The organism is Ruminococcus sp. AM43-6 (genome assembly GCF_003461785.1).
Taxonomy (GTDB): domain Bacteria; phylum Bacillota; class Clostridia; order Oscillospirales; family Ruminococcaceae; genus Hominimerdicola; species Hominimerdicola aceti.
Window position 1 is genome coordinate 77,391 of the sequence record NZ_QTXU01000005.1, and the last position, 26,415, is coordinate 103,805.

At 42.7% G+C, this 26,415-nt stretch carries 20 protein-coding genes and 1 other RNA gene; 9 read left to right on the plus strand and 12 right to left on the minus strand.

Features of this window, described 5'->3' with window-relative positions:
• Positions 1–45 precede the first annotated feature (45 nt).
• Positions 46–837 carry a class I SAM-dependent methyltransferase gene (locus DW938_RS05105; protein WP_347517300.1) on the plus strand — a complete coding sequence of 264 codons (792 nt, stop codon included), beginning with the start codon at positions 46–48 and terminating at the stop codon, positions 835–837.
• Positions 838–972: 135 nt separating this feature from the next.
• Here DW938_RS05105 and DW938_RS05110 read toward each other — a convergent pair whose 3' ends face one another.
• On the minus strand, positions 973–4,395 hold the full coding sequence (locus tag DW938_RS05110) for an AAA domain-containing protein (protein WP_118124090.1): 3,423 nt from the start codon (positions 4,393–4,395) through the stop codon (positions 973–975).
• A 608-nt stretch (positions 4,396–5,003) separates the two neighbouring features.
• Positions 5,004–5,630 carry an esterase gene (locus DW938_RS05115; RefSeq protein ID WP_118124091.1) on the minus strand — a complete coding sequence of 209 codons (627 nt, stop codon included), beginning with the start codon at positions 5,628–5,630 and terminating at the stop codon, positions 5,004–5,006.
• A 320-nt stretch (positions 5,631–5,950) separates the two neighbouring features.
• On the opposite strand from DW938_RS05115, the gene DW938_RS05120 reads away from it, so the two are divergent.
• From DW938_RS05120 to DW938_RS05135, 4 genes are all read left to right on the plus strand, one after another.
• The gene (locus tag DW938_RS05120) at positions 5,951–6,493 is read left to right on the plus strand and encodes a metallophosphoesterase (protein WP_181984376.1); all 543 of its coding nucleotides are present in this window, start codon (positions 5,951–5,953) and stop codon (positions 6,491–6,493) included.
• Positions 6,490–7,212 carry a metallophosphoesterase family protein gene (locus DW938_RS05125; RefSeq protein ID WP_117863848.1) on the plus strand — a complete coding sequence of 241 codons (723 nt, stop codon included), beginning with the start codon at positions 6,490–6,492 and terminating at the stop codon, positions 7,210–7,212. Before DW938_RS05120 ends, DW938_RS05125 begins: the two co-directional genes overlap by 4 nt.
• 89 nt (positions 7,213–7,301) lie before the next feature.
• A complete protein-coding gene (locus DW938_RS05130; RefSeq protein WP_118124093.1) occupies positions 7,302–8,201 on the plus strand; it encodes a hypothetical protein in 900 nt (299 codons plus the stop codon).
• A 186-nt stretch (positions 8,202–8,387) separates the two neighbouring features.
• A complete protein-coding gene (locus DW938_RS05135; RefSeq protein ID WP_181984377.1) occupies positions 8,388–9,014 on the plus strand; it encodes a formate/nitrite transporter family protein in 627 nt (208 codons plus the stop codon).
• Positions 9,015–9,609: 595 nt separating this feature from the next.
• Here DW938_RS05135 and DW938_RS05140 read toward each other — a convergent pair.
• The gene (locus tag DW938_RS05140) at positions 9,610–10,977 is read right to left on the minus strand and encodes an MATE family efflux transporter (RefSeq protein ID WP_242992390.1); all 1,368 of its coding nucleotides are present in this window, start codon (positions 10,975–10,977) and stop codon (positions 9,610–9,612) included.
• A 216-nt stretch (positions 10,978–11,193) separates the two neighbouring features.
• Between DW938_RS05140 and smpB the strand changes: the two genes are divergently transcribed.
• Positions 11,194–11,661: an SsrA-binding protein SmpB gene (gene smpB / locus DW938_RS05145; RefSeq protein ID WP_022286588.1), complete on the plus strand. Its 468-nt coding sequence runs from the start codon at positions 11,194–11,196 to the stop codon at positions 11,659–11,661.
• A 3-nt stretch (positions 11,662–11,664) separates the two neighbouring features.
• Positions 11,665–12,024: a transfer-messenger RNA gene (gene ssrA, locus DW938_RS05150) on the plus strand.
• A gap of 358 nt (positions 12,025–12,382) precedes the next feature.
• Here ssrA and DW938_RS05155 read toward each other — a convergent pair.
• The 3 genes from DW938_RS05155 to DW938_RS05165 all read right to left on the minus strand — a co-directional run bounded on the left by DW938_RS05155 (position 12,383) and on the right by DW938_RS05165 (position 17,913).
• Positions 12,383–13,927: a HAMP domain-containing sensor histidine kinase gene (locus DW938_RS05155; protein WP_242992391.1), complete on the minus strand. Its 1,545-nt coding sequence runs from the start codon at positions 13,925–13,927 to the stop codon at positions 12,383–12,385.
• Entirely contained in the window at positions 13,911–14,585 is a 675-nt protein-coding gene (locus DW938_RS05160; protein WP_022286586.1) for a response regulator transcription factor, read from the minus strand. The genes DW938_RS05155 and DW938_RS05160 overlap by 17 nt, the downstream gene beginning before the upstream one ends.
• Before the next feature lie 400 nt (positions 14,586–14,985).
• Positions 14,986–17,913, minus strand: a complete 2,928-nt coding sequence (locus DW938_RS05165) for an ABC transporter ATP-binding protein/permease (protein WP_118124094.1) — start codon at positions 17,911–17,913, stop codon at positions 14,986–14,988.
• A 1,195-nt stretch (positions 17,914–19,108) separates the two neighbouring features.
• Between DW938_RS05165 and DW938_RS05170 the strand changes: the two genes are divergently transcribed.
• Together DW938_RS05170 and DW938_RS05175 are read left to right on the plus strand one after the other, a co-directional pair.
• On the plus strand, positions 19,109–19,786 hold the full coding sequence (locus tag DW938_RS05170; protein WP_117927479.1) for a response regulator transcription factor: 678 nt from the start codon (positions 19,109–19,111) through the stop codon (positions 19,784–19,786).
• Positions 19,787–19,790: 4 nt separating this feature from the next.
• Positions 19,791–20,861, plus strand: a complete 1,071-nt coding sequence (locus tag DW938_RS05175) for a HAMP domain-containing sensor histidine kinase (protein ID WP_118124095.1) — start codon at positions 19,791–19,793, stop codon at positions 20,859–20,861.
• Positions 20,862–20,956: 95 nt separating this feature from the next.
• Here the strand turns inward: DW938_RS05175 and DW938_RS05180 are convergent, their stop codons facing one another.
• The 6 genes from DW938_RS05180 to purB all read right to left on the minus strand — a co-directional run bounded on the left by DW938_RS05180 (position 20,957) and on the right by purB (position 26,266).
• Positions 20,957–22,222, minus strand: a complete 1,266-nt coding sequence (locus tag DW938_RS05180; protein ID WP_118124096.1) for a PLP-dependent transferase — start codon at positions 22,220–22,222, stop codon at positions 20,957–20,959.
• A 117-nt stretch (positions 22,223–22,339) separates the two neighbouring features.
• On the minus strand, positions 22,340–23,443 hold the full coding sequence (locus DW938_RS05185) for a hypothetical protein (protein WP_118124097.1): 1,104 nt from the start codon (positions 23,441–23,443) through the stop codon (positions 22,340–22,342).
• 35 nt (positions 23,444–23,478) lie between these two features.
• The gene (locus DW938_RS05190; RefSeq protein WP_118124098.1) at positions 23,479–24,096 is read right to left on the minus strand and encodes a hypothetical protein; all 618 of its coding nucleotides are present in this window, start codon (positions 24,094–24,096) and stop codon (positions 23,479–23,481) included.
• A gap of 15 nt (positions 24,097–24,111) precedes the next feature.
• Complete coding sequence (locus tag DW938_RS05195) at positions 24,112–24,486, minus strand: DUF2085 domain-containing protein (protein WP_118124115.1); 375 nt, start codon at positions 24,484–24,486, stop codon at positions 24,112–24,114.
• Between the two features lie 7 nt (positions 24,487–24,493).
• Complete coding sequence (locus DW938_RS05200; RefSeq protein ID WP_022288729.1) at positions 24,494–24,724, minus strand: hypothetical protein; 231 nt, start codon at positions 24,722–24,724, stop codon at positions 24,494–24,496.
• A gap of 105 nt (positions 24,725–24,829) precedes the next feature.
• On the minus strand, positions 24,830–26,266 hold the full coding sequence (purB, locus tag DW938_RS05205; RefSeq protein WP_046441833.1) for an adenylosuccinate lyase: 1,437 nt from the start codon (positions 26,264–26,266) through the stop codon (positions 24,830–24,832).
• Positions 26,267–26,415: the final 149 nt, after the last annotated feature.

Here is a 26,415-nt window from a genome sequence, read left to right on the forward strand (position 1 = left end):
TAAGTTAGTCGTAACTATCTCAATAGCACCACAGGAGGAAGAAAAATGGATATGAATGAAAAACCAAAGCTCTCAGGCGTGCCTGAAACTATGCTACAAACCGTGTATGCCCGTGCAAAAGAAACCAAAACAAGGGGTGCGATAAAAGATACAAAAGCCGTGGAGATAATAGATAAGATAAACTATGATTTCTCACTTGCCGATAAGGACTCAGCAATGCACAGTGGCGTTGTGGCAAGGACAATAGTCCTCGATAAGCTTGCGAACAAGTATCTTGCAAAAAACAAAGGCGCAGTGGTGGTGAATATCGCCTGCGGACTTGATACACGCTGTTACAGAATGAACGGCTATACCCATTGGTATAACCTTGACTTGCCTGAAACTATCGCCGTGAGAGAAAAGCTTCTCCCTGAATCAGGCGAGATATCCCAGATAGCAATGTCCGCCATGGACGATTGGAGCGGAGAAATAACCGAGCACGATGCCCCTGCTATCGTCATTATCGAGGGTCTGACTATGTACCTCTCCGAAAAGGTCGTAAAGGAGATTTTTGATGTCATAAGCAAACGCTTTGAACACGTCACAGTATTGGTCGAGACGATGAGCCCCACTATGGTAAAGCATATGAAAGAAAAGTCGATCGAGGGTAGCAAAGCCAAATTCACATGGGGTGTCAAGGACGGCAAAGATCTTGCAAAGCTTCTCCCGAACTCCCGCCTTATAGAAGAACACAGCCTCGCCGATGGTATGGCAGAGTTTATCCCAATATTCAAGCTTCTTAAAAAGATAAAGCCTGTGAGCAATATCTCAAACAAGATAGTAGTAATGGAAAAATAACTTTGACTTCCCACCCCCGCCATGCTATAATCCCAAATTTAGAAGTTCCGCCACGCAAAAAGCCCATCAAACAGCGTATCAGCGTTGTTTGACGGGCATATATTTTATACAAGTAAAAAACAGGTGAATATGCCTCTAAAATTGTGGAGCAATAAGCATTATATCCTTTATATATGTACGCTTTGGGCCTTGAGACTTAATAACAAAAGAAATATGATTTCCCTTACTTATTATGTTTTCAGCATTAATGGTCTGAGAAAAAATGTTTTCATCAATGGTATATGTTTTATTATCATATCCCGTAACCTCTGCGTATTTTGCTCTTTTACCGCGTTTTACATCAGTTATGACTCCTTCTATTCTCGTAATGTCATTATTATATTCCATTACAGAATTTACATCGTCATCTATAAGTTCTGGATATTGCTTTTTGTATTTTGAAATGACCTCATAGGTTTCAGTGATCACATCACCGCCGCAATTCAGATATAATTTTTTATCTCCAACAATATAAAATTCTTTTTTTGCACGGGTAGTGGCAACATTCATCATGTTTGGTTCACTCACAGCCCATCTTGCAGCACCTGCACTCTGTTGATCTGCTCCAAGTACCATAAAAACTATCGGCGCTTCTTTACCCTGAAATGTGTGAATAGTTCCCACGTTTGTAGGCTTTCCATGGTCGTCAAACCTTGTAAAGCCTATTTCCTTTAATTTTTGGGAAAGCATATAGGCAACATTTTTGAATGGCGATATGACGTATATGGTGTCCTTTGCACTTTTATCGATTATCGCAGGGTCATCTTCTATCATTTTCTTGATCTTTCGCACAAGAAATTCCCCTTGTTTCTCAACATACTTATCATTTGCTTTTCCTTTTATGTCAAACCAACCAGTTTTTCCGTTTCCAGGGTTACCCTGAACCATAAATCCGTTATAGGAAATTCTATTTGAAATTGTAAACATAGGATCCAGGCATCTTCTGTGGACCCATAGTGGTATACCTATCCATGATCTGTCAGATCTATCCTCTTCTTTGTAAAAACCATACCTGCTTGCACAGTCAGTCAATGTCTGCGTTGATGCGGAATTTGATAAATATTTTTCAGTTACTCCAAAATGCTCTCTAAGCATATTCAGAATGTTTGAATCCATTGTGAGTACGGGCTTTATTTGAGAAGGATCTCCTACGACCATAACATTATGGCTTCTGAAAATTGCTCCTACGCTTGCTTGCGGAACAGCCTGTCCCGCTTCATCTATAAAAAGATGACCAATGGTGTTGACCCCAAGATTTTTGCACATTCGAGAAAAGCTTGCAAAGGTGGAGCTTATAACAGGGATAGTCAGGTTAATCCACCCCCATGCTGCTTCAATAATATTTTTCCTTTCGATGTACTTGTTCTGAGTCTCCCATATTTTAGCGGCGGCCATGACATTTTTTCTGTTTTCGTATAAAAACTGTTTTCTGACTTTAAGAGCTTTTATAAACAGCTTTGATTGTTCCTCTCTGTATGTTTCATCAAACCAAGGATTTGACAAATGCAATTTATCATAATCCTGAGCCATATCAAGCGGCATGATATCATTGTGATCTAACACAGAACTGAATTGCTGAACACTTTGCTCTAATTGCGATATTTGTTCATGGCAGGATAATTTCCATGTTTCAAGATCTTGTTGTGCGGCATTTAGCTTTGCTGAATACTTTGCTTCTTTTTCTGTTAGATCCTTTTTGCGATCTTGAAGAGTATCTTCTTCATTGTTGTAATAAATTTCTTTATCTAAAGCATTTTTAAACCTTTCATTGGCCTCGTTTATTTTAAGCTGGTATTCACTTTTTTTATTTTTGCTTGAAAATAATCCCGGCTTTTGCTTTTGCAGCATATTAACATATTCTTTTACGCTGGCTTTAGTTTCTCTTGTTTTTTCCAAATAAATTGAATTTTCCTTTAGAAGATGCTCCGCCTGCTTGCGCTCTTCAACTATTTTCTTTAAAGCTCTGTTTGCCTCTACAAAATCACTATTAAATTGCTCGGTTTTGTCTTTTAATTTGGTATCGTATGATGATCTTAATTGATCGAGTTTAATACGTTCCTTATGATATTTACTAACCTTTTCTGCAAATTTCTGAGTTTCTTTTCGGATATTACTTACCCTTTCATACTGCTCAATGAATTCTGCATATACATCACTATCTGATACATATTCTTCATTCAAATGTTTTGCAACACATTTTACATTGGCGGTTATATGATTCATATTTGCAGATCTTCCGCCCTCAAGAGAAAACAGTCCCCAAAATTTATCTGTATCATCATTTGACTCTATTATGATTTTCTCGTGCGTTTTACCCTTCTCATCTTCTTCCCATTTTGAGGATACCTTTGAATTAGCGATACTGCAAAAATAGTCAGCACCTTTAAGCTCTTCAACAAACTTTTGGTCGATTTGTTCCTTGGTAAGTGGAAGCTCATTTACGATATTCTGCACTGCACCATTATTGGAGCTTGCAACAACAATATTATTTTCCGTAATGATCTCTGGAAGTACGCCAATAGATGCGTTGTCAAAATATATTGTCTCTTTTGTTCCCTTGATCGACCTGTCTCTTAGTTTGGCAATATCATAAGCCTGTTTTACAATAAGTTCTGCAAAAATGTCCTTCAGCAAAGTGGTTTTTCCTGTTCCCGGAGGACCATTCACGCTTCTTATTGTTGTGTCATCATATCCTGCTGAGAGATTTACCGCAACCTGTTGCATAAGCGAAAGAGCAAATTTTGTGTTTCCAGGAAATCTTCCCAATGGATAATTTTTAGGCTGAAGTATATCCTCAAAAACATTAGGGGCAAAATTCGGAGAAGTATTATTACTGTCTAGATTTATTCGATTTTTTGTGTTTCCGTAAAGGTATACGTTAAGATTAGCGGTCGATATTTCTTTAGCATTTTCAAGATCATCAATGAAAAAAGAATGAAGATTTGTTGCGTCACTTTCTATATTTTTAAGGAATTGGATCCTACAGCTATCTGTTGATATTTTGAATTTCTTTAGGACTTTGTTAAATGCTTTATTGAACTTATCTGCATCTTCTGAGGACTCATCAAAAAGCTGAGCAAGTTCTTTTTTTAGTTCGTCTTCAAATATTTTGAAATCAGCTTTATTGGGGATCTTTTTAAAATAACGTATGTATGCGCTTTCAGCGAAAAACATCATATCCTGCATATAGTTCAGTTTTTTGTCAAAGTACAGGGCGAAACTGAACTTCTTTCCTGTATTTAATTCTTCGTTAGTAGGCTTAAGATTATATTTTTCACGAAGTATTGCAATAACGTCAATGAAATCGAACACATCAAAATACAGAACTATCCCACTATTTTGTTTATTTATATCGTTACAAATATTGTTGTTCGTGATATTACTTTGAATATAGGAGTAAAAATCATTTTCCTTAGGGCTTTCCAACTTGAATATAGCTTTGTCATTATCTTTAATATCGCCCTCGGATAAATGTTCGATCATTATCCAGGCATCAATAATATTTTTCTTGTCCACCATTTTAGCTTCTCCTCAAATGAAATTATAAATTGTATTTATACACGAAAGAAACAACGTCTAAAGATATCGACGAGAGTTATCGAAATATAACATTCCAATTATACCATATAAAGTGCGGGTTTTCAACACTTTTTGGTAGAAATCAGCTTAAAAGACCTGCTCAAAACAAAATTTACAGACGATGACAAAAGAAGAATACGGGATTTAAAAGCTGAGAGCAGTTCAGAAAAGTGATCTGGCTTATTGACTATTGGTGCGGTAAGAACGTAAAAGAACTAAAAAAAATGCCGCTTTCAAGGCACTAGATAATGCACATTGAAGCGGCAAACCAATTTTACCTTTCAGCGGCTATCAATACAGTTCTGCATGGTAAGCCGTCTGTATGATAAATTCAGCGGCGCCGCGTTTAAGAAATAAACGCCCTCTGAACCCTCTGCGTCCTCACTTGATAAGGATCCTCTTGGCCGCATCTGCGTTCTGTTTTTTTCGCCATAGCCCTAAACTCTCTCAAGAAACCTAACAGGCACACTCTCCGTCAGCCAAACTCCGTTCTCCGAAAGATAAGACTTATAAAAACGCTCGTCTTTTCCTTATCCATTGCCATTCCCCTATCTTCCGTTCATCACCCAAGCAAACCCCTTAGCTGTCCGTAAAGCAGGCTCTTTAAAATGCCCGCCCTTGTTCCATTCAAGGGCGCATTCGATACCCTGCCCCGTCAGCAAATCATAACTCTCACGGATACAGTTACCCACCTTTGACATGACCGCATTTTTCGTCCTTTCTTCCTTGTCACCAAGGCTGAGATAAACAGCGTCGCATTTTATCTTATTCTCTTTCATATACCCCACAAAATCAGGAAACCACACCGACGGAGAAGCCGCTGCAACGCCTGAAAATTTCTCCGTTTGAAACGCCGCCCACAAGGCAAAAAGCCCTGCCAGAGAATATCCGCCAATGTAATAATTCTTGCTCTTGTCCGAGCAAAGCGTTAATATCTCCGCCAGAGTGTCTTCCGCTCCATTGCCGAAGCCCTCATTGCCAAATACCGCAGGAGCGTTCCAAGGCGATAACTCATCGTTCCAATCATCGACCTTCACCGCAATAAGCTGAAAGTCCACACTCGTGAGCTTTTTTATCTCTGCCACCTCGTTTTCTATCTCAGGCAGATCATGGTCGCCCACAGGCTGGATAAGAACAATATCAGCATTTTTGTCGCCATAATAATGGTATGTCATTTTGCCGTCACCTCTGTAATGTATCTCACTTCAAGTACCCCTTTACAACGCCAACAAATTCCCCTATATCCGCAAAATAATTAGGATAAGCCTCGCTTAGCCTTGCAAAAGAAGAAAACCTGACAAGCACATTGTCCGTCCTATCGTTGCTGCGGTATTTCGTTTATTTACAGTATATCACATTATCCGCAATATTTCAACAGTCCTCAAAGTCAAGCCCTTTTAATCTGTAGATGAGCCAAAATGAAAATGAGATACTATTGATTTTAGTTAAGATAAATGCTATAATATTTCATAAATCTAAAATAGGAGAGGATAAAATGCCAATATTTTATATATCGGATATGCACATTGGACACCAAAACGTCCTGCGCCATGACAATAGACCTTTTACTGACATCAACCATATGCAGGCTGTCATGACGGCAAATTGGAACAGCACCGTTTCCGATAGCGACGAAGTTTATATCCTCGGTGACTTTGCATGGAAAAACGCTCAGGGGCTTGAAATGCTCTCTCAGCTTAGGGGCAAAAAGTATCTTATCCTCGGCAACCACGATAATCCCACAGAAGAAATGAAAGCCTGCTTTCAGTGGGTAAAAGACTATGCAGTGATACAAGACGACGAAACGCAGGTGGTGCTTTCTCATTATCCTATCGCCCATTGGTATAATCAATATCGTGGCGCTGTTCACCTCTATGGTCATGTCCATAACACCAAGGACTATCAGGCGTTTTTGCAGTATGCACAAATATGCAAAAACCTTGCCATACCATTTGAAAGCTATAATGTGGGCTGTATGCTCTATTATATGGACTACACCCCCAGAACACTTGATGAAATAAGGAGGAGCGCAAAATGATACTTATAACAGGCGATATCCACGGAAGCCACGATATCCATAAGCTCAGCAACAAAGGCAACCCCGACTTCAAGGATATTTTCAACAGCATGACAAAGGATGATTACGTTATAATTTGCGGAGATTTCGGACTTGTATGGAACAATGATAAGGAAGATATGTGGTGGAGAAGCTGGCTTAATGACAGACCTTTCACCACCCTCTTTGTTGACGGCAATCACGAGAATTTCGACCTTCTGAACGCTTACCCCGTAGAAAACTGGCATGGCGGAAAGATACACCGAATAGCCCCAAGCATTATCCACCTTATGCGAGGACAGCTTTTCGATATCGAGGGCAAAAGCTTTTTCACCATGGGCGGTGCAGAAAGCCATGACAGAGAGTTTCGCACCATAGGCATAAGCATATGGGAGCAGGAGCTTCCTAATAACAAAGAATACGCCCAAGCACTTTCCACCCTTGAAAAGTGCGGATACAAAGCCGACTATGTTATAACTCACTGCGCCCCTACAGATATCGAATATGAGGTGGAGCATGGAAAATGCACGTCCGCTTATAATTTCTACTATTCAGAAAACAGGCTCACAGAATTTTTTCGTGACCTTGCAGAGAAAATGCAATATGAACGCTGGTTTTGCGGGCATTATCACTGCGACTATGTGAGCAAACTAAACCCGAAGTTTGAGATACTTTATGATAAAATAGTCACACTGCCTTAATAGTCTGACCTATGAGCTTATTGACCACGCACCCCTTTGACTTCCCACCCCCGCCATGCTATAATGATAAAAAAAAGAGGTGACCCCACATGACCAATAAAGCATACTACCACCTGCCGGGGCTTTTCGAGTTTTATGACCTTTACTTCGCTTTCCTGCCCATATTCCGTGACCATAGAGATTATTTCTATGACTGGTGCGAAATAGGCTCTGTCTATGGCGCACCTGCCGACTGTATATGGGGCGGCGGACGAGCAGGCTTCGGCGAACATTCTCCACGAGAAGTCCTCGGCCTTATGAAAGAATACAACATCTCCTCACGGCTGACCTTCAGCAATTCCCTGCTAAGAGAAGAGCACCTCTCCGACAAAAAATGCAATGACCTCTGCAGGCTGTTTTCCCAAAGCCCGCCTCCACAAAACGGTGTGATAATATGCTCCGACCTGCTTCTTTCATATCTGAAAGAGAATTATCCCCACCTCTATTTTGTGTCATCTACCACAAAAGTCCTCACCGAGTTTTCTCAGCTTGTAAACGAGCTTGACCGTGACGATTTTTCCTATGTAGTCCCAGACTTTCGCCTAAACAAAGCCTTTGATAAGCTCTCTACACTCTCCTCTCAGCAGAAAAACAAAGTGGAGTTTCTTTGCAACGAGTGCTGTTATATAGGCTGTGCAGACCGAAAAAATTGCTATGAAAACGTCAGCCGCAAAAATCTCGGTGAAAACTGTCCCGACCATGTTTGCAAAGCACCCAATGCCTCAAAGGGCTACCGCTTTTCAAAAGCCATGGAAAGCCCCGCCTTTATCGGCATAGAGGATATCCAAAACACCTATCTCCCAATGGGCTTTTCAAACTTCAAAATAGAGGGCAGAAGCCTTGGAAGTGCCATTATCCTTGAATTTCTGCTCTACTATATGACAAGACCCGAACATCAGCTAAAGGTCAGAGAGCAAATTTATCTCGACAGTATGCTGGATCTGTTCTGACTATTCTTCACATCGCATATCTCCCATATCACAAGAAATATGTCACAAAGCTCATGTTACCCATGGCTTACTTGGAAACAAAAATCAAAATAAGTGTAAACAATGCCACTTTTTTGTTGAAACAGCCATTATAATATAGTATAATAACACAGTGCTTTGTCACAAAAAAGTTATAGGAGAATTTACATGAAAAAAATTATCGACATATTTCTGCGTTCTTTGCTCACAGGCGTGGCGATAGCCATAGGCGGAACAGTCTATCTTTCCTGCCCTAACAAATATCTGGGAGCGTTTCTTTTCGGCATTGGACTGTTTGTGATACTGTCCTTTGGCTTTAATCTCTTCACAGGAAAAGTCGGATATGCAGTTGAAAACAAACCCTCTTATCTCGGTGAGCTTGGCATAATATGGCTCGGCAATTTTGCAGGAGCCGTCCTCTCCGCTCTGCTTATTACCCAAACACGCATATCCACCATAAGCGACAAAGCCACAGAGCTTTGCAATATAAAGCTCGGGGATAATATCACAAGCGTTTTTATCCTATCATTTTTCTGCGGAATACTTATGTTCGTTGCCGCAGACGGCTATAAAACTACCCAAAACCCTGTGGGACAGATACTTGCAATATTTCTCCCCGTTGTGGTCTTTATCCTCAGCGGCTTTGAACACTGCGTCGCTAATATGTATTTCTTTACCATAGCAGACTTATGGAGCATTAAAGCCTTTGGCTACCTTATTATAATGTCCCTTGGCAACTCCATTGGCGGAATCCTTATCCCCCTTCTGCGAAAAGGCTTTGTATCAAAAGCATGACGCCTATTTTTACAAGATTATGTAACACATAAAAAAAGATACCGCAGTTCAAAAAGAACTGCGGTAAAAAAATGACTTCTGCTCTCAGGAACACAGTAAAGGGGTATTATGAAAACATCGCAAAGTTTCAAAAACCAAAACAAAATCAAACAAAAGAGTAGTAAACACCATAAGATAACAAATAAAACACAATTTAAACAATTTAGAAGGAGTGTGCAGAAGTCATAAGGCAATACCGCACAAGGCACGCCTGTCGGCTTTGTACGCAATCTGCTTGCAGATTTTCCGCCATATCGCACCAAAGCTCCTTGAAATACGCTAGTATTCCTGCGTCGCTTTAGCACAATCTGACGAAAAATCTGACGGCACATCTTGCGCACAATCCTTGTGCGGTATTGCCTTGATTCGTTCCTGATGTATGTATTATATCACACTAAAAACCATTTGTGGTAACTTTTTTTGGACAGTTGCGACTTTTTCAAAAAAAATCTGCACTCCGAAAATCCTAAAGCTTTCAAAGTGCAGAATTATCTTTTTCTGTAGAGGCGAACAGCGTTTGCCCCTTCCCACGTCTATCTGAATTGTCGCCTGTCTATCAAATAATATCCGCCCTGCGTTTTCCTATCTGTGCAAACTCTTTGCGCCGTATGATAAAGTAAGCCACTGTTACCGCAGTGCCTGTTATCACCCAGGAAACAGGGTAAACTATCATGAGCATAAGATAGCTTCTGTGAGCCGCATAGATCGTGTTCACCCACACAAGCCTGAACACGCAGGTGCCAAGCACAGTTATGACCGCAGGTGTCATAGAGTGGCCCATTCCCCTAAGACAGCCGCCCGATATTTCGTAAACGCCTGTAAGAAGCTCCAGCAGGCAAACTGACCACATTCTTATCATTGCGTAGTGTATAACGTTCTCGTCCGTTGAGAAGATCTGTATAAAAAGGTGTCTGCCAATAATGAATATCATACTCAGCCCAAGACAGCTTGCAAGCCCGATAAAGGTGCAAAGCCTGTATATCTTTTTACAGCGTTCCTTATCCTGAGCCGCAAAATTCTGACTTGTAAATGTGGTCGCAGTCTGAGCGAAAGCGTTTATCACAAAATATGCCATGAACTCAAAATTCTGTTCCGCTGTGCTTCCGGCGATACCGTCTGAACCGAAGCTGTTTATCGCCGCCTGTATCACAACGTTTGACAGCGAGAAAACCATGCTCTGCAAACCTGCCGGCAAGCCTATCTTTATGATACCAAGGAGATATTCCCAGCGTATCCTGAGCTTTCTGAAATCAAGTCTTAGCATCTCCTCCTCGTGGGTAAGAAAGTAAAGTATCATGCAGGCACTGAAAAAGTTTGATATAACAGTTGCCGTTGCAACGCCTGCCACACCCATTTTGAACACGATCACGAATACAAGGTTCAGAATAACATTTATAACGCCTGCGGTGATAAGAGCGTAAAGAGGTCTGGTGCTGTCACCCTTGCTCCTAAGCACCGCCGAACCAAAGTCATATATCTCGATAAAAGGCATTGCAAAGAAGAATATCCTGAGATACAGCGTTGCAAGCTTTAAAACATCGTCAGGCACATTCATCATGCCAAGGAGTATCGGTGCAAGTATCTCGCCTACACCCAGTATGATAAATCCGCTTATGACCGCCAAAAGCACCACCGTATGTACAGCCTCGTTTGCCTTATCTTTTCTCCCCTGACCTATAAGCCTGGCCACCACAACGTTTGCGCCGACAGAAAGCCCCAGAAAAAGGCTTACAATAAGGTTCACCAATGAAGAATTGCTTCCAACCGCCGCCATGGCTTTGTCGCTGTCAAATCTGCCCACCACCGCAAGGTCAGCGGAGTTAAAAAGCTGCTGCAAAATACTTGACAATGCAAGGGGCAGTGCAAAAATAACGATCTTGCCCACAAGCGGACCGTTTAACATATCTATTTTCTTATTTTTCATACCGGATCTTCTCTCATCTTTCAACTAACTATTTCTCACACCTAATATTATATCACACCATAAAAGCTATTTCAATACTCGAATTTGCACATAAGCACACACAGAGATGTGTAAAAATCTAAACATTACGACCATTTGTACAATTTTTTGAACTCTTTGCCTGTTGACAAAGGCATGAAATGGTGTTATAATAATATTCCACGGGAGGTGAGCAGTATGGCGATAGACAAAAAAGGCACAAAGCAAATTGCCGACAACCGAAAGGCACGTCACGATTATTTCGTGTTGGAGCAGATAGAGTGCGGTATCGAGCTTGTGGGAACAGAGGTCAAGTCTATAAGGAATGGCGGCGTCAATCTGAAAGACAGTTGGTGTTCTATTGAGGACGGAGAGATGTGGGTCAAGGGTATGCACATATCCCCTTATGAACACGGCAATATTTTCAACCGTGATCCACGCCGGGAGAGAAAGCTGCTGCTCCACAAACGTGAGATACTGAGGCTGTTCGGAAAGGTACAGCAGGAGGGTCTTACGCTTATCCCGATGTCGCTATATTTCAAAGGCAGCAGGGTCAAGCTTGCGCTTGGGCTTTGCAAAGGTAAAAAGCTTTATGACAAGCGTGACGACATGGCAAAGAAAGCCGCACAGCGTGACATAGAGCGTGCCATGAAAGAGCGAAACTAACATGGGGGTGTAAAGGTTTCGACGGGGGTTTTGAAGCACGATAAGCGAGTAGAGGAGCGCACACTCTTTAAACGGCGTACGTTTTAAAATTAGACGACAACGATAATTTTGAATTAGCTGCTGCTTAAGTCAGCGCTCGTCTTGCCTTAGAGTACCACGGCTTTGGTAAAGGCGTCGATCAGTGGTGAACGTTACAAAGCGACGGCTGTAGCCTTGTGATGTATCACAGCCTACCAAACACACAGGCGTGTCTGTTTGCCTTTGTGCAAGGGAACGGGAGTTTTCCGCAATAACAGAATACACTCGTAGAAGTTCGTGGGGATAGGCTTTCGGACAGGAGTTCGATTCTCCTCACCTCCACCAGCAGGGGCGTGCCCCTGCACTCAATCCGCTTTACTTTATGTAAGGCGGTTTTTTATTGCCGCTCATCAATTTTATCTAAAACCCAACCATTGTTTCTCCGTGGCGGGCATTTCCAGTCAAGTTTTTTTTGTAAACACGCAAAGTCACCGCTGTGATAATTTGTGTGTCACTTTTACAAATTCAGGGGCGTGCCCCTGCACCCGATCCGCTTTACTTTATGTAGGGCGGTTTTTTTATTACCGCTCATGGATCATTATTTATAAACCCAACTTTGTTATTTCACCATGGCAGACGCTGATATAATAAAAAAAAAGAGTGCATTACCACCTCATCAGATAATGCACTCTTAAAATTTACCCTATTTTTCCTCAAGTCCGCTGAGCGAAAGCCTGCTCTCCATTTTCTGAACAGTCTTGCTCTCCTGCTTTGCGATCTTCGCTTCAAACCAGAAGGTCGAGCCTTTGCCCTCTTCCGATTGAACGCCGTATGCAAAGCCGTGGGCTTTGAGTATCTCCTGACAAATGGAAAGTCCAAGTCCTGTGCCTACCACGTCACGCTTTACCTTTGCGTCACGGTAGTATCTGTCAAATATCTTCGGCAAAAGCTCCTTAGAAATGCCCTTTCCGTTGTCTGTTACTTCAATACGAACCACATCAGCCTTGTTTATCTGCTTGATACGAATGACCTTATTGTCCCCTGTGTAGTTTATAGCGTTGTTTATAAAGTTGTAAATTACCTGATCCAGCTTTGCAATATCCGCCGTTATCACTCTGTCCTCGTCTGGGATATACTTGATATCATAACCATTTTGCTCTATGAGTATCTGATATCGAGTCATGCAGTCATTGAGCTTGTCAACAATAGAGAAGTCCGTGAGTTTAAGCTCCGCATTGCCCGACTCCAGCTTTGAAAGCTCCAGCAGATTATTTACCAGACTTGAAAGCCTGTCAGCCTCGTCGATAATGACTTGGATATGCTCCTGCCTCTTCACAGGATTATCCCCCGACAAGTCCCTTATCATTTCCGCATAAGCCTTTACCATAGTGAGCGGTGTTCTCAGGTCGTGAGATATGTTCGCAATAAGGTCTTTCCTAAGCTCCGATACCTTTTGTATCTCGTCCTTGGCATTGTTAAGCACCGTGGAAAGCTCCTCTATCTCACAATAGCCATGACCATTGAACTCCACCGTATAATCCCCTTCACCGAATTTCTTCGCCGTGTTCGTAATGTCAACGATAGGCTTTGAAAGTCGCTTTGAGATATACATGGTCACAATAAAAGCAAGCTCAAAAAGTATGATAGTGATATAAATGAGCTGTTCTCTTATAATGCTTACAGTGGAATCTATCGGCTCTATTGAGCTTTCAATGAAAAGATACGCCTGCTTATCCGAATCATCAGTGAAGATAGACGTGCAGTAAAATATCTCCTTGCTCTTGAAATTCTCATTCTGAGCAATTTTCGTGATGTAGTTATCGTCCGACTGTTTTAGCTTAGATATCATCTTGAAAAGTCCGATGCCATAGCCCTTGTTTATGACCTTGTTAAGATGCGAATATGCTCCCATGTTGTTTTCCATCACAATAGGATTGCCCATTCCGTCCGTTATAACAATGCAAAGGCTGTTGTCAAAAGCCAGCGAGCGGTTCGTTACCTCCTGCTCGTCAGTGCCATATGCTTGGATTATCTGATTTGCAGCGTCTGTGATATCTCTTATCTTCGCCGACTGATAATATCTTTCCAAGAAAAAATACTGAAAAAGCCAAATAAGAATAAGAATAAAAGCCGTGAAGAATATAAAATACATCCACACATATGACCGCAGACTTCTTTTCGCCTTTATCTCCGCCGTCTTATTGCTGACTTTTTCCTTGACTTCTGCAAGCTTACTGGATCTTTTCAAACTTATATCCCATTCCTCTCAGAGTAACAATAAGATTGCGGTATTTTCCAAGGCTGTTTCTCAGCATTTTTATGTGAGTGTCCACAGTTCTGTCGTCACCGTAAAAATCAAAGCCCCATACCTCTTCAAGAAGCTTCTCTCTTGAAAGCGCAATGTTCATGTTCTTCACCAGATAGAAAAGCAGGTCATACTCTTTCGGAGTCATGGAAACCTTCTCCCCGTCTATCTTTACCTCACGGGCTGTAAAGTTTATCTCTAATCCCTCGTATCTTATAACGTCCTCAGTGCGCTGAGAAGCTGACGCACGGTTAAGCACCGCCCTTATCCTTGCCATAAGCTCCTTTGGCGAGAACGGTTTTACCACATAATCGTCAACGCCTATCTCAAAGCCGAAAAGCTTGTCATACTCCTCGCCCCTTGCGGAAAGCATTATAACAGGTATCTGCTTTATTTTTCTTATCTCCTTGCAAGCTGAATAGCCGTCAAGCTTCGGCATCATAACGTCCATTATGATGATATCGAAATCCTGATTTTTCACCATTTCCACAGCCTGCATACCGTCCTCAGCCTGAGCTACTTCATATCCCTCAAACTCGGCATACTCCTTTATTATCTCTCTTATCTTTATCTCATCATCAACAACAAGTATCTTTGCCATAAGTATTCCTCCCTATTCAGGCAGCACCGCACAAGGAACGCCTGTCGGCTTTGCACGCAATCTGCTTGCATACAATCCTTGAGTGTTGCTACCTTAATTCATATTCTTTGCTTATATAATAACCTATTATTGTGTAAAATTTGTGACGGTTTATAGAATATTCTAAGCCATACCACACCAATTCACAAGAAAACTACTGCCCGCCAACCAAAATGGTATGACGGGCAGAGCTTATATAGGAATTTGTTATGGAAATGTCAGGAAATCAGCAATGTCCCATCATAATGAGAGCCATAAGACAAAGACCTGTTACGATGCAGCTCATTGTGCCCATGATGTTGTCAATTTTTTCTGCTGTAAGCTTTTTCATAGTGATTACCTCCTTGGGATCTAAAATAAACTATTCTGTTCTCAGTGCGATAACAGGGTCTTTCTTTGCCGCCACTCTTGACGGGAACAGACCTGCGATAAGCGTCAGGCAAACGCTTATTGCAATGAGTATAACTGCCGCACTGACAGGTATTGAAGCTCTTATCGGCACGTCTGTAAGATGTGCGATTATCATGTTTATCGGTATTGTGAGCAGATAGGAGATAATTATTCCCAATGCACCTGCCACAAATCCCACGATAACTGTTTCGGCATTGAACACTCTTGATATATCCCTCTTTGAAGCACCTATACTTCTCAGAATACCTATCTCCTTTGTTCTTTCCAAAACTGAGATGTAGGTTATAATGCCTATCATGATAGATGATACGACAAGTGAAATCGCAACAAATGCGATAAGAACATAGCTGATAGCGTTTATGATAGACGTGATAGAACTCATCATAAGACCCACATAGTCTGTGTATTCTATCTTGTCCTCTTCGCCAACACTGTCGTTGTAATCGTCGATAATATCTATTATCTTTTCCTTTGAAGCAAAGTCCACAGGATAGATATTTATGCTGTCAGGGTCTTCAACAACTGAATAGCCAAGAGTTTTCATGTTGTTGTCATAGTTTGAAGTGGAATATTTTCCGCTGTTTGCAAGCTGATCCGCATTTGTGTCGGACTGTTCTTTGAGCATTTGCTTCATAAGCTCCATTTGCTCGTCAGAAAGTGAAGCTATATACTTCTTCTGAGTTTCGGTAAGCGATGACATATCACCGCCCTGAATTGCTGACATATCCATTGAACCCATGGCATTCATGCCCATATCTGCAAGCTCGCCTGTATCGGAAGCACCGCTCTGCTCCATAAGAGCCTTATACTGCTCCTCGGTCATTCCCTCAGGTATCTCCATAGAGCTGTCGCCTGCAACCAAACCAGCCTTTTTATCTGTGTCGGAGCTGTCTGCTGTTTTGTCAGCCTTGCTTTCTGTATCGGCTGTGCTGTCGGAAACGGTTTCTGAACTGCTGTCTGTATCTGCCGCATTCTCGTCCGTTTTGAACTTAAGTCCTGTGAAAACATCTATGTCAGGATTTGCTATCTGCTCTTTTACTATCTCGCTGTTATCTACTTCGTCGATAAGATATGTCATAAGGTCATGACGATAGCCTATGGCACCGCTTATGGAAGCAGAAGAGGCGTCCTCGTCAGGTCGCAGGATACCGACTACACTTATTTCTGTGCCGTTTGCAACAGCCTTTTTCATGTAGCTCTCATCGCCTGTCATATCTTCCCACACTCCGTCTTTTTTCTTATAGAGATCAGGTGTAGGAACGACCTTGAATTTCAGGTCAAGAAGCTCATCATAGGTGTAAACGTGCTGTTCGCTGTCAACGGATATATCCTCTCCTGCCATGGCACGTCTTACTATGCCGTTAAGTGAGCTTGGGTCGAGAAGTCCGAGAGAATAAAGCACATAGTCGTTTATCTCGTTGTTCTTATCAACTACAAGCACAACTTCGTTATACTTTTCAGGCAAACGTCCTGCGATAACGTCATACTGCTTGTCGATAAGCTCCTCGTTATCTATCATTTCGCTCCATACGTCAGTACCCATGCCCATCATGCCACCCATTGAGCCACTCATGGACATTGCTTCCATCTGAGTTGAGGACATATATCCCATATCTTCAAGAAGCGTTGACGGATTGACCTGCATTACACCGCTGTCGCTCTCCGTAAAAACGTTAAGTGTAGTGGCGTATGTGTACTGAACGTCGCTTGTAAGGTCTTTCAGGTCGCTGTTATCGTCAAGATATTTCTTGAACTTCTCCAGATTGTTGACCTTTGTTTCTTCCATGAGAGTGTTTATCATCTCGCCCATGGCATTCTGAGAATAGACCTTGTCTTTATCGTGATTTGCTGAATCCTCATGGTTTTTCGCCATGTTGTTCATTATCTCGCCTATACTTGCGGTGGTCTTTGTTATCTGAAGCGGATAGCTTGAAAGGGTATCAGACTGCACCTGATCTATATAAAGCTGAACGCCGTTTGAGATAGAAAGAATAAGTGCGATACCGATTATACCAATAGAGCCTGCAAAAGAGGTAAGAAGCGTTCTTGCCTTTTTTGTCATAAGATTGTTTCGGCTCAAAGACAGTGCAGTAAGGAAGCTCATGGAAGTTTTAAACTTTTTGCGCTCTTTCTTCGCCGCCTTTTTGTCAGCCTTTGTAGGCTCTTTTTCAGGCTTTTTGATAGGCTCAACAACATTCTTGTCAAGAGGGTCGGAATCATCTATGACCTTTCCGTCAAGAAGTTTGATTATTCTTGAAGAATATTTCATTGCAAGCTCAGGGTTGTGAGTTACCATTATAATAAGCTTGTCCTTGGAAATGCTCTTCAAAAGCTCCATTATCTGCACGCTTGTTTCAGTATCAAGCGCACCTGTAGGCTCGTCCGCAAGCAGAATGTCAGGCTCATTCACCAAGGCTCTTGCAATGGCAACTCTCTGCATCTGACCGCCTGACATCTGATTAGGCTTTTTGTGGAGCTGGTCGCCAAGACCCACCTGCTCGAGAGCCTTGACGGCTCTTTCACGTCTTTCTGACTTTGAAACACCTGAGAGGGTCAAAGCAAGCTCAACGTTTGAAAGCACTGTCTGGTGCGGTATAAGGTTATAGCTCTGGAACACGAAGCCTATGGAATGGTTTCTGTAGGAATCCCAGTCGCAATCCTTGAAATCCCTGGTAGATTTGCCGTTAATGTTAAGGTCACCGCTGGTATATCTGTCAAGACCGCCGATAATGTTCAAAAGAGTGGTTTTACCGCAGCCTGACGGGCCAAGGATAGAAACGAACTCATTCTCACGAAAATCAATGCTGACGCCTTTAAGGGCAGAAACGGTGGAATCACCAACGACATAATCTTTTTTTATGTCCTTTAAACTAAGCATATATTTTCTCCTAATTTTGTTATTGTAAAGATATTATAATAGGGTTTTATAAACTCAGTTTAAACATAACACAGTTTTGGGTGTAAAAATTGTCGGAGGGGGGATTTAAGTGAGGAGTGAGGAGTGAGGAATGAGAAATGAGCATAGCAGACCAAAGTAAATTGCAAGCATAAAGTAAAATAAAGCACCGAGCGAAGCGAGAGATAAAGCGCACGCTCAAGCCCGGCGCTAGAGGGCTTGTGGGGTCTAGGGGCAAAGCCCCTAGCGGAGTTTGAGGCAGAGCCTCATTCGGCGCAAGCCGACAAGGTGCAGATTTAATGAAAAATAGCATATAGAAGTCAGATATTAGATGAAAGTGATATCGGAGAATTAAATCTGCACCGCTTTTCTAGCCCTAAGCGCAATGTAGATACGCAAAGAGCGGAGCGATTTTGCGGAGGTAGGACTTGCCCAAATAACTGTAGGGGCGAACAGCGTTCGACCGTGTTCAGAATTTGCATAATTTCAGCATTGTAGGGGCTGGCGCCCTCGACAGCCCGCTCGAAGGTGTAATGCTGTGATTGTTGTATCTTTGATGCCAAATTATTTTCGAGGTACATTATTGTGATATTCCCCGATAATTCAATGGGCAAGAAATAGCGGGCTGTCGAGGGCGCCAGCCCCTACAAGCGTGATAGGATAGTTTTTTTGTTCTGTCCTACAATGGTTGTAATCGTGGACTTGTTTCTTCGACGGGCGAACGATGTTCGCCCCTACAGATTTGTTGCCGTAATTTTGTCCGATATATATATTCAATTTTCAAGTTTCGTCCGGGGTGTGTCACCGAGTATAATGCCCTAGGTTGCGTATACACAAAATACCGCAATGCACACCCACGCTTTGACACAAGTACTCTACAGCCTGTTCCAGAAACCCACCTCGGTTTCACTAAGTCGCAGGGCTTGTACGTGCCCGCAAGTATCAAAACGCTTTCTACTTATCCCCGAAAAGCACCCCTTTTGTTGCATAAAAAATGCAACAATTGCAGAAATGTTGCCAAATTAAAAGATAAATCATTTGTTTGCACAAGGCAATACCACTGAAATTGTGCAGGATCAACATGAGATTTTGAACTAAATGTGTCTTGACATCGTTAATATCACGTTAATAAAACGGTGATATAATAAAAAAATGCAAAGTGAACGGAGGGGTAAAAATGTTTCACATACTTGTGGTGGAGGACGATACTAACACTCGCAAACTGACCTGTGATGTGCTTAGCGACAACGGCTACACACCTATCGAGGCTCGTGACGGTATAGAGGCTCTCGAAATAATGGACGAAAAACACGTTGACCTTATTATAATGGACGTTATGATGCCTCGTATGGACGGTTTGGAGCTTTGCGAAACTATCCGCAAGGCTGGGTTTCAGACACCTATATTAATGGTGACGGCTAAGGAAACGGCTTTTGACAAAAAGCAGGGCTTTATAAAAGGTACGGACGATTACATGGTGAAGCCTGTGGACGAGGAGGAAATGCTTCTGCGTATTCAGGCACTTTTGCGACGTTCACAGATAGTGAGCGACCACAGGATAACTGTGGGCGACACCACTCTCGACTATGACGCACTGACTATCAAGACCCCTGAGGGCATAAGGGAGCTTCCACCGAAAGAGTTCATGCTTCTTTACAAGCTTCTTTCCTATCCCGACAAGATATTCACCCGCCGTCAGCTTATGGACGAGCTTTGGGATATGACCTCAGACACTGACGAGCGCACTGTGGACGTACACATAAACCGCATAAGAGAGCATTTGAAGAATAACCACGACTTTGAGATAATGACAGTGAGAGGGCTTGGCTACAAGGCGGTCAAGCTGAAAGGATAGGCTCATGAAAAAACATCTTATCTCTGCTCTTCGCTCAGAGCGCAGGCGAAATTACACCATGAACGCCAGCATAGTTTCGGCGGTATTTATGATAATGATATGGGCAGGGCTTCTTACGGGATTTATAATGATAGGCATAAAAAGATGCCTGCATTTTCTATCCCCTTTGCAAATGCCTTTAGTTTTCCTTATTGTAGGACTTGTGGTATCTGTAATAATCGGCACTTGCATTTCTGCCGCTGTAGCAAGCAAGATAGTAAGACCTGTGCGTGAGGTAAAAAAGGCAATGCACAGGGTAGAAAAGGGAGATTTCTCTCAAAGGTTAGAGGTAACAGGCTTTAACGGCGAGATAGACGAGCTTATAGAAAGCTACAACAAAATGGCGCAGGAGCTTGGGGGCATCGAGATGTTCAGGGAGAATTTTATCAACAGCTTCTCCCACGAGTTCAAAACGCCTATCGTTTCTATCCAAGGCTTTGCAAAACAGCTAAAAAAAGAAAATCTGTCAGAAGAGAAAAAGCAAGAATACATTGACATTATCATCAGCGAATCAAAGCGTTTGACCAATCTTTCATCGAACATTCTTATGCTTTCAAAGCTTGAAAATCAGCAGATCATCACTGACAAGACAAGCTTTTCCCTTGACGAGCAGATAAGAAACTGCATACTTCTTCTGGAAAAGCAATGGACGGCTAAGGACATAAGCTTTGACATTGATATGCAGGAGATACAATACACCACCAATGCGGAAATGCTTTCACAGGTGTGGGTGAACATAATAGGCAATGCCATAAAATTCTCCCCAGAGGGAAGCTCTATCAGAGTAAAGCTTTTTAAAGAGAGTGATGTGATAACGGCTGAGATAACTGACCGTGGCATCGGCATGGATCAGCAGACCATATCACACATTTTCGAGCGTTTTTATCAAGGGGACAGGGCGCACGCTTCAGAGGGAAACGGACTTGGTTTGCCCCTTGTTAAGCGTATCGTGGAGCTGTGCAACGGCAATATCCGTGTAGAATCGCAATACGGAAAGGGTACAAATTTTATTGTTACGCTCCCTGAGAATGGATAGGCATATAAAAAGGACGGGTGTTTCGTTGGAAACATCCGTCCTTGATTTTTTATCTCAGGTCATCAATGCTGCGGCTGTTCTCCTTTCGGCGGCTCTTAGATAGCCGCAAAGCCCTGCTTCAGATCGTCTATGATATCCTCGACATTTTCAAGACCTACGGAAAGTCTTATCATTCCGCCGTTTATGCCTGCGGCAACGAGCTGTTCGTCTGAAAGCTGTCTGTGTGTTGCGGAGGCTGGGTGGAGGATACAAGTACGGATATCGGCAACGTGAACTTCGTTGGAAGCAAGCTTAAGGCTGTCCATGAACTTTGCCGCTGTATCTCTTCCGCCCTTGATAACGAACGAGATAACGCCTGCCGTGCCAAGAGGTAGATACTTTTCAGCAAGCTTATGGTACTTATCGCTTTCAAGTCCAGGATATGCAACAGACTCTACTTTGTCATTGCTTTCGAGGAATTTTGCCACTGTGAGCGCATTCTCGCAATACTGCTTCATTCTTACAGGGAGAGTTTCAAGTCCCAGATTGAGCAGGAACGAGGAATTTGCGGCAGGATAGCAGCCGAAATCTCTCATAAGCTGCATTCTTGCTTTTACGATATAAGGTGCGAATGAATATTTTTCAGTGTAGATAGTGCCGTGATAGCTTTCGTCAGGCTCGGTCATGCAAGGGAACTTTCCGCCCGTCCAATCGAACTTGCCGCTGTCAACGATAACGCCGCCGACCTGAACTGCGTGGCCGTCCATATACTTTGATGTAGAATGGATAACGATATCTGCGCCCCACTCGATAGGTCTGCAAAGGTATGGAGTAGCGAAAGTATTATCAACGATAAGAGGAACGCCATTCTTATGGGCGATATTTGCAAAACGCTCGATATCGAAAACTGTCAGCGCAGGGTTTGCGATAGTTTCACCGAAAACAAGCTTTGTATTATCCTTGAATGCCGCCTGTATCTCTTCATCTGTAGCGTCGGGGTCAACATAGATACACTCTATGCCAAGTCTTTTCATTGTTATGCTGAAAAGGTTTATGGTGCCGCCATAGATAGAAGTGGAAGCTATAAAGCTGTCCCCTGCCTGACAGATGTTCAGGATAGAGCAAAGTGTGGCAGCCTGTCCGCTTGATGTACACATTGCGGCTGCACCGCCCTCGAGAGCGGCTATCTTCTTCTCAACTGCGTCTGTGGTAGGGTTTTCAAAGCGTGAGTAGATAAGGTTCTTGGTAGGGTCGTCAAAGACCTCGGCTATCTCTCTTGAGGAGTCATAGACATAGGTTGTACTTTGTACGATAGGCACTACTCTCGGCTCTCCGTTTTTAGGCGTATAGCCCTCGTGTAAACATTGTGTTTCGATCTTCAATCAAATCAAATCCTTTCAATGCGGTAACGACCGCTAAATTTTTACCAATATAAAAAGCTTTTCAAAAAGCGTTTAAAACAGCAGACCCCTCAGACCGCCCAAACATTATAAATGCGTTTATTCTGCATAGCGAAAACTCATAGCTGAATCGAAAATATCTTCTCCCATTGAAACATACTTTAGTGGTATCACCACATTATATTGTATATATTCACTGTCAGAAAACTCATATATGCCCTGAACGTTCACACTTTGATCCTCACCCAGAGCCGCAATAACACAGCCACGCTTGCCATTGCCGAGGTCAAGTCCCCGATAATCAAGCCAAACATTATCATCAGAGCTGATATCAGCCGACTTTGCATACATATCTAGCATATCATCGACCGTGATCTTGTCAAGCCGCTGATAATAAGACAATGACAGATTTAACCCGTCATATTTTTCGTCCACTTTGCCGTCAATAAGATTTGCATAGACAATCTTCACATCTCTCGTGCCGTCAAAATCATCTGTAGTTATCTCATGCTTTTCCAACTTTGCGGCAGAAAATCCACCTATCTCAGGCAACTCTAAAGCGGCAGAAAAATCCGAAAGTTCTATGGTCAAACCGTTTTCAATATCATAACGGTCTGTATCCACCGACCCTCCGTTAAACATATCATAAACATAGCTGTCTATGACCATGTAAACGCCACCCGTGGTGATATTCGCAGAAATGCCATTTTCGTCAACGAAACTTTCAAGTTTCGTGAACGTGCTATCCTCGTCAAACTGCATTATAACTGCACTGGCTTTCTGCTCGTCGCTTATTTTGTCGCTAAACTCAAAACGAATGACCCCACCCCCGAAATCAGCGTCAGTATACTTGACAGGTATACTAAGGAGCGGCTCGTCAGAGTTTATCATTGCGTTTATACCATAATAATCAGAAAGCTTTGCTCCTGCACCAAAATTGCCCTCCACGGTGCATTTGGCTGTATATGGTATTTCGCTAAGGTCACAAACAAGCTCAGGGTCACGAATTATTTCCACCTGCGAACTGTCATCCGTCTGCGAACTTTCCTCCACACTGTCGGGCGTATCTGACACCGTTTCCGCAGTAGTAGTATCTTTCGTTTCTGAAACGCTGTCTGCGGCTTCCTCAACAGGTCCGCAGGCGCAAAGTGACACTGACAGCAATGCCGCCAGCAGTACGGCTTTTTTTCTGCTATTTTTCATATTAAGTTTCTCCCTATTTTTTTATTTTGTTTACCTTACAAGTCCTTGAAGTCCAATCTTGCACCTGTCAAAGCGCTTTCCATTATTATTCTTGCGCACTCTGAAAGTGACACTGCGCTTTTGCAGGTCATCATGGCTTTTTGTATGCAAAGTCCGAAAACTATGTGAAGCTCTCCCCTGCCTGCTGACTTCTGCGCTATAGGCAGAAGCGGTTGCCAAAGAAGCTTTATATAGCTTTGGACAGTTTCGCCTGTGGTACAATTTCTTATTTTGCCAAAGCTTGCGCCCCCTGCGTTTGCGGCAGTGTAGCGTAGCATTTCCCCAACGTCCGTAAAAGGCTCGTTATATTTTTTTAGCACTCCTGCGGTAAAAGACCACACTGAGTAGTTATTGCCCACAAGCTTTTCGTCAATGATATCGCCGTAGAAATACTTTCTGCCTGACTTATCAGTGAACACTGTGAAAACGTCCTCTTCTTTCACACCCTCTGTCATGAAAAGCTTTCTCACGTCCTGCTGACAGGAATAGCCTGCAAGAGAGCCTATACAGCACAAAAGGGATTGTGGATGGACATAGCCCTCGGGGCTTCTCATTGCTCTGAGAAGTCTGTCGAATATTTCAAAGGCACTGCTTTTATATTGTTCAAGTTCCATTTTTATCACCGTTTCTCACGTTTTCGCTCCCATTTTTATCTTTTTTATCACAAATCTGATGATATTAACATAAATCACCGCAAGCCCAAAGCCACCAAGCAGACCTGTTACCAGCCGACGTTTATTGGTGGACTTTTTCACCCATGAATACTGCAATGACCAATCCAGCATGGTAGTTTCACAGCAGAGTACGGCCGTGAGGGTGGATATGTTTTTCTTTATGGCTATCGGAATGCCTACAAGCTGTCCTGCAAGCACGCCTGTACATCTTGCGCACACCGGAAACTGCCAGCCATGAAAAAAGAAGCTTCTGTCGGGGCGTTGGTGACAGCCTGCCGACGCACCAAGCTTCATAAGATAAAGCCACAGTGCATATGGGTCTTTTCTCATTCTCATGCTATGCTCTGAACTTATAATCACAATCAGGACAGACCCAATAGGAGCGTGTTTTTGACTTGCTTTCCATGCCGCAAAGTCCGCAGATAAGCCCTGGCAGTCCGAACAGTATATAGCCGCAGCAGCCTTTTCCAAAGCCGTATTTGCCGCTTCTGTAGTCTGTTTCGCTTATAAGCTGACAGTTCCTGCCGCCACATTTTGGACAGCGTTTGCCTGTACAAAAATCTGCCATGGTGTTTTCCGCCTTTCTTTTGTGTGGTGTTTATCAGATAAAATTCAGGGGCTTGACGATCTGAAAAGACCTATCAGCCCGCTGAAATATTTTTATCCTTTGATATTATACGTTTATTTCTGCAACATCGTCAGACACGCCGTTTGCTTCGACAACAGGCTTTACGCAATTTTCGATAAATTCGTCCACCTGCTGTGGGCATCTGCCGATAAAGTTTTCAGGCTTCATTATCTTATCCATTTCTTCCTTTGTTATCATGAACATAGGGTCGTTAAGGATAAGCTCGCAGAGGTTATTGTCAAGTCCCTCTTTCTTAACTCTTGCGCCTGCTACCATTGAATACTCTCTTATTCTTTCGTGGAGTTCCTGTCTGTTTCCGCCCTTTTCTACAGCGTCCATCATAATGTTCTCGGTAGCCATGAAAGGAAGCTCTGCCATAACTCTTCTTCTGATGATCTTGTCATATACTACCAAACCGTTGTCAGGATCTGTAACATTGAGCATGATATTGAGTATAGCGTCAACACCAAGGAAAGCTTCGGCAACGGAAATTCTCTTGTTTGCAGAGTCGTCGAGAGTTCTCTCAAACCACTGTGTTCCTGCTGTGAATGCAGGATTGAGAACATCGCAGATAACGTATCTGGCAAGTGATGTTATTCTCTCATCTCTCATTGGATTTCTCTTATATGCCATAGCGGAAGAGCCTATCTGATTTTTCTCGAACGGCTCTTCAATCTCCTTAAATGACTGCAAAATTCTTATATCGTTTGAGAACTTCATAGCAGACTGAGCGATACCAGCAAGAACTGAGCATACCTGATAGTCCATTTTTCTTGAATAGGTCTGACCTGAAACCGGAACGACAGCGTCAAAGCCCATTTCCTCAGCTATCATCTTTTCAAGCTCTTTTACCTTATCAGTATCACCGTGGAAAAGCTCCATAAATGAAGCCTGAGTGCCTGTAGTTCCCTTCGAGCCGAGGAGCTTGAGGTTAGCAAGTCTGAAGTCCAGATCTTCAAGATCCATAAGAAGCTCGTTGCACCAAAGAGTAGCTCTTTTGCCCACTGTTGTGAGCTGTGCAGGCTGGAGGTGAGTATAAGCAAGGCAAGGCATAGCCTTATACTTATCGGCAAACTTTGCAAGCTGGTCGATGACCTTGACAAGCTTTCTCTTTACGACCTTAAGTGCATCTCTCATGATGATAACGTCTGTGTTATCGCCTACATAGCATGAAGTTGCGCCAAGGTGAATGATACCTGCTGCCTTTGGACAAACAAGGCCATAAGCATAAACGTGTGACATAACGTCATGACGAACAAGCTTTTCACGCTCAGCGGCAGCGGCATAATCTATATTATCAATGTTAGCTTCAAGCTCGTCTACCTGCTCCTGAGTAACATTAAGACCAAGCTTCATTTCAGCACGGGCAAGGGCTACCCACAGCTTTCTCCAAGTAGTAAACTTCTTGTCAGCAGAGAAAATAAATTGCATTTCCTTGCTTGCATATCTGGTACAAAACGGGCTTTCATAAGAATTTGTCATTGTTCTTCGACCTCTTTCGTAATATTATGTAATGTATACACATTTATTATAGCATATTTTTTGCGGGTTTACAATAGGTTTAAGGAGAAATGTTTACAGTGGGACATCATTGGACAGGAAAGGAGCTTTTAAAAGTTAAATTTCTGTAA

Bases quoted from the DNA above. Each gene is read 5' to 3' on its own strand.
- DW938_RS05140 (WP_242992390.1), bottom strand. From the start codon at position 10,977: ATGAAAAATAAGAAAATAGATATGTTAAACGGTCCGCTTGTGGGCAAG.
- DW938_RS05165 (WP_118124094.1), bottom strand. From the start codon at position 17,913: ATGCTTAGTTTAAAGGACATAAAAAAAGATTATGTCGTTGGTGATTCC.
- DW938_RS05200 (WP_022288729.1), bottom strand. From the start codon at position 24,724: ATGGCAGATTTTTGTACAGGCAAACGCTGTCCAAAATGTGGCGGCAGG.
- purB (WP_046441833.1), bottom strand. From the start codon at position 26,266: ATGACAAATTCTTATGAAAGCCCGTTTTGTACCAGATATGCAAGCAAG.
- DW938_RS05175 (WP_118124095.1), top strand. From the start codon at position 19,791: ATGAAAAAACATCTTATCTCTGCTCTTCGCTCAGAGCGCAGGCGAAAT.
- DW938_RS05195 (WP_118124115.1), bottom strand. From the start codon at position 24,486: ATGAGAAAAGACCCATATGCACTGTGGCTTTATCTTATGAAGCTTGGT.
- DW938_RS05130 (WP_118124093.1), top strand. From the start codon at position 7,302: ATGACCAATAAAGCATACTACCACCTGCCGGGGCTTTTCGAGTTTTAT.
- DW938_RS05190 (WP_118124098.1), bottom strand. From the start codon at position 24,096: ATGGAACTTGAACAATATAAAAGCAGTGCCTTTGAAATATTCGACAGA.
- DW938_RS05105 (WP_347517300.1), top strand. From the start codon at position 46: ATGGATATGAATGAAAAACCAAAGCTCTCAGGCGTGCCTGAAACTATG.
- DW938_RS05125 (WP_117863848.1), top strand. From the start codon at position 6,490: ATGATACTTATAACAGGCGATATCCACGGAAGCCACGATATCCATAAG.
- DW938_RS05110 (WP_118124090.1), bottom strand. From the start codon at position 4,395: ATGGTGGACAAGAAAAATATTATTGATGCCTGGATAATGATCGAACAT.
- DW938_RS05135 (WP_181984377.1), top strand. From the start codon at position 8,388: ATGAAAAAAATTATCGACATATTTCTGCGTTCTTTGCTCACAGGCGTG.
- DW938_RS05160 (WP_022286586.1), bottom strand. From the start codon at position 14,585: ATGGCAAAGATACTTGTTGTTGATGATGAGATAAAGATAAGAGAGATA.
- smpB (WP_022286588.1), top strand. From the start codon at position 11,194: ATGGCGATAGACAAAAAAGGCACAAAGCAAATTGCCGACAACCGAAAG.
- DW938_RS05120 (WP_181984376.1), top strand. From the start codon at position 5,951: ATGCCAATATTTTATATATCGGATATGCACATTGGACACCAAAACGTC.
- DW938_RS05185 (WP_118124097.1), bottom strand. From the start codon at position 23,443: ATGAAAAATAGCAGAAAAAAAGCCGTACTGCTGGCGGCATTGCTGTCA.
- DW938_RS05115 (WP_118124091.1), bottom strand. From the start codon at position 5,630: ATGACATACCATTATTATGGCGACAAAAATGCTGATATTGTTCTTATC.
- DW938_RS05170 (WP_117927479.1), top strand. From the start codon at position 19,109: ATGTTTCACATACTTGTGGTGGAGGACGATACTAACACTCGCAAACTG.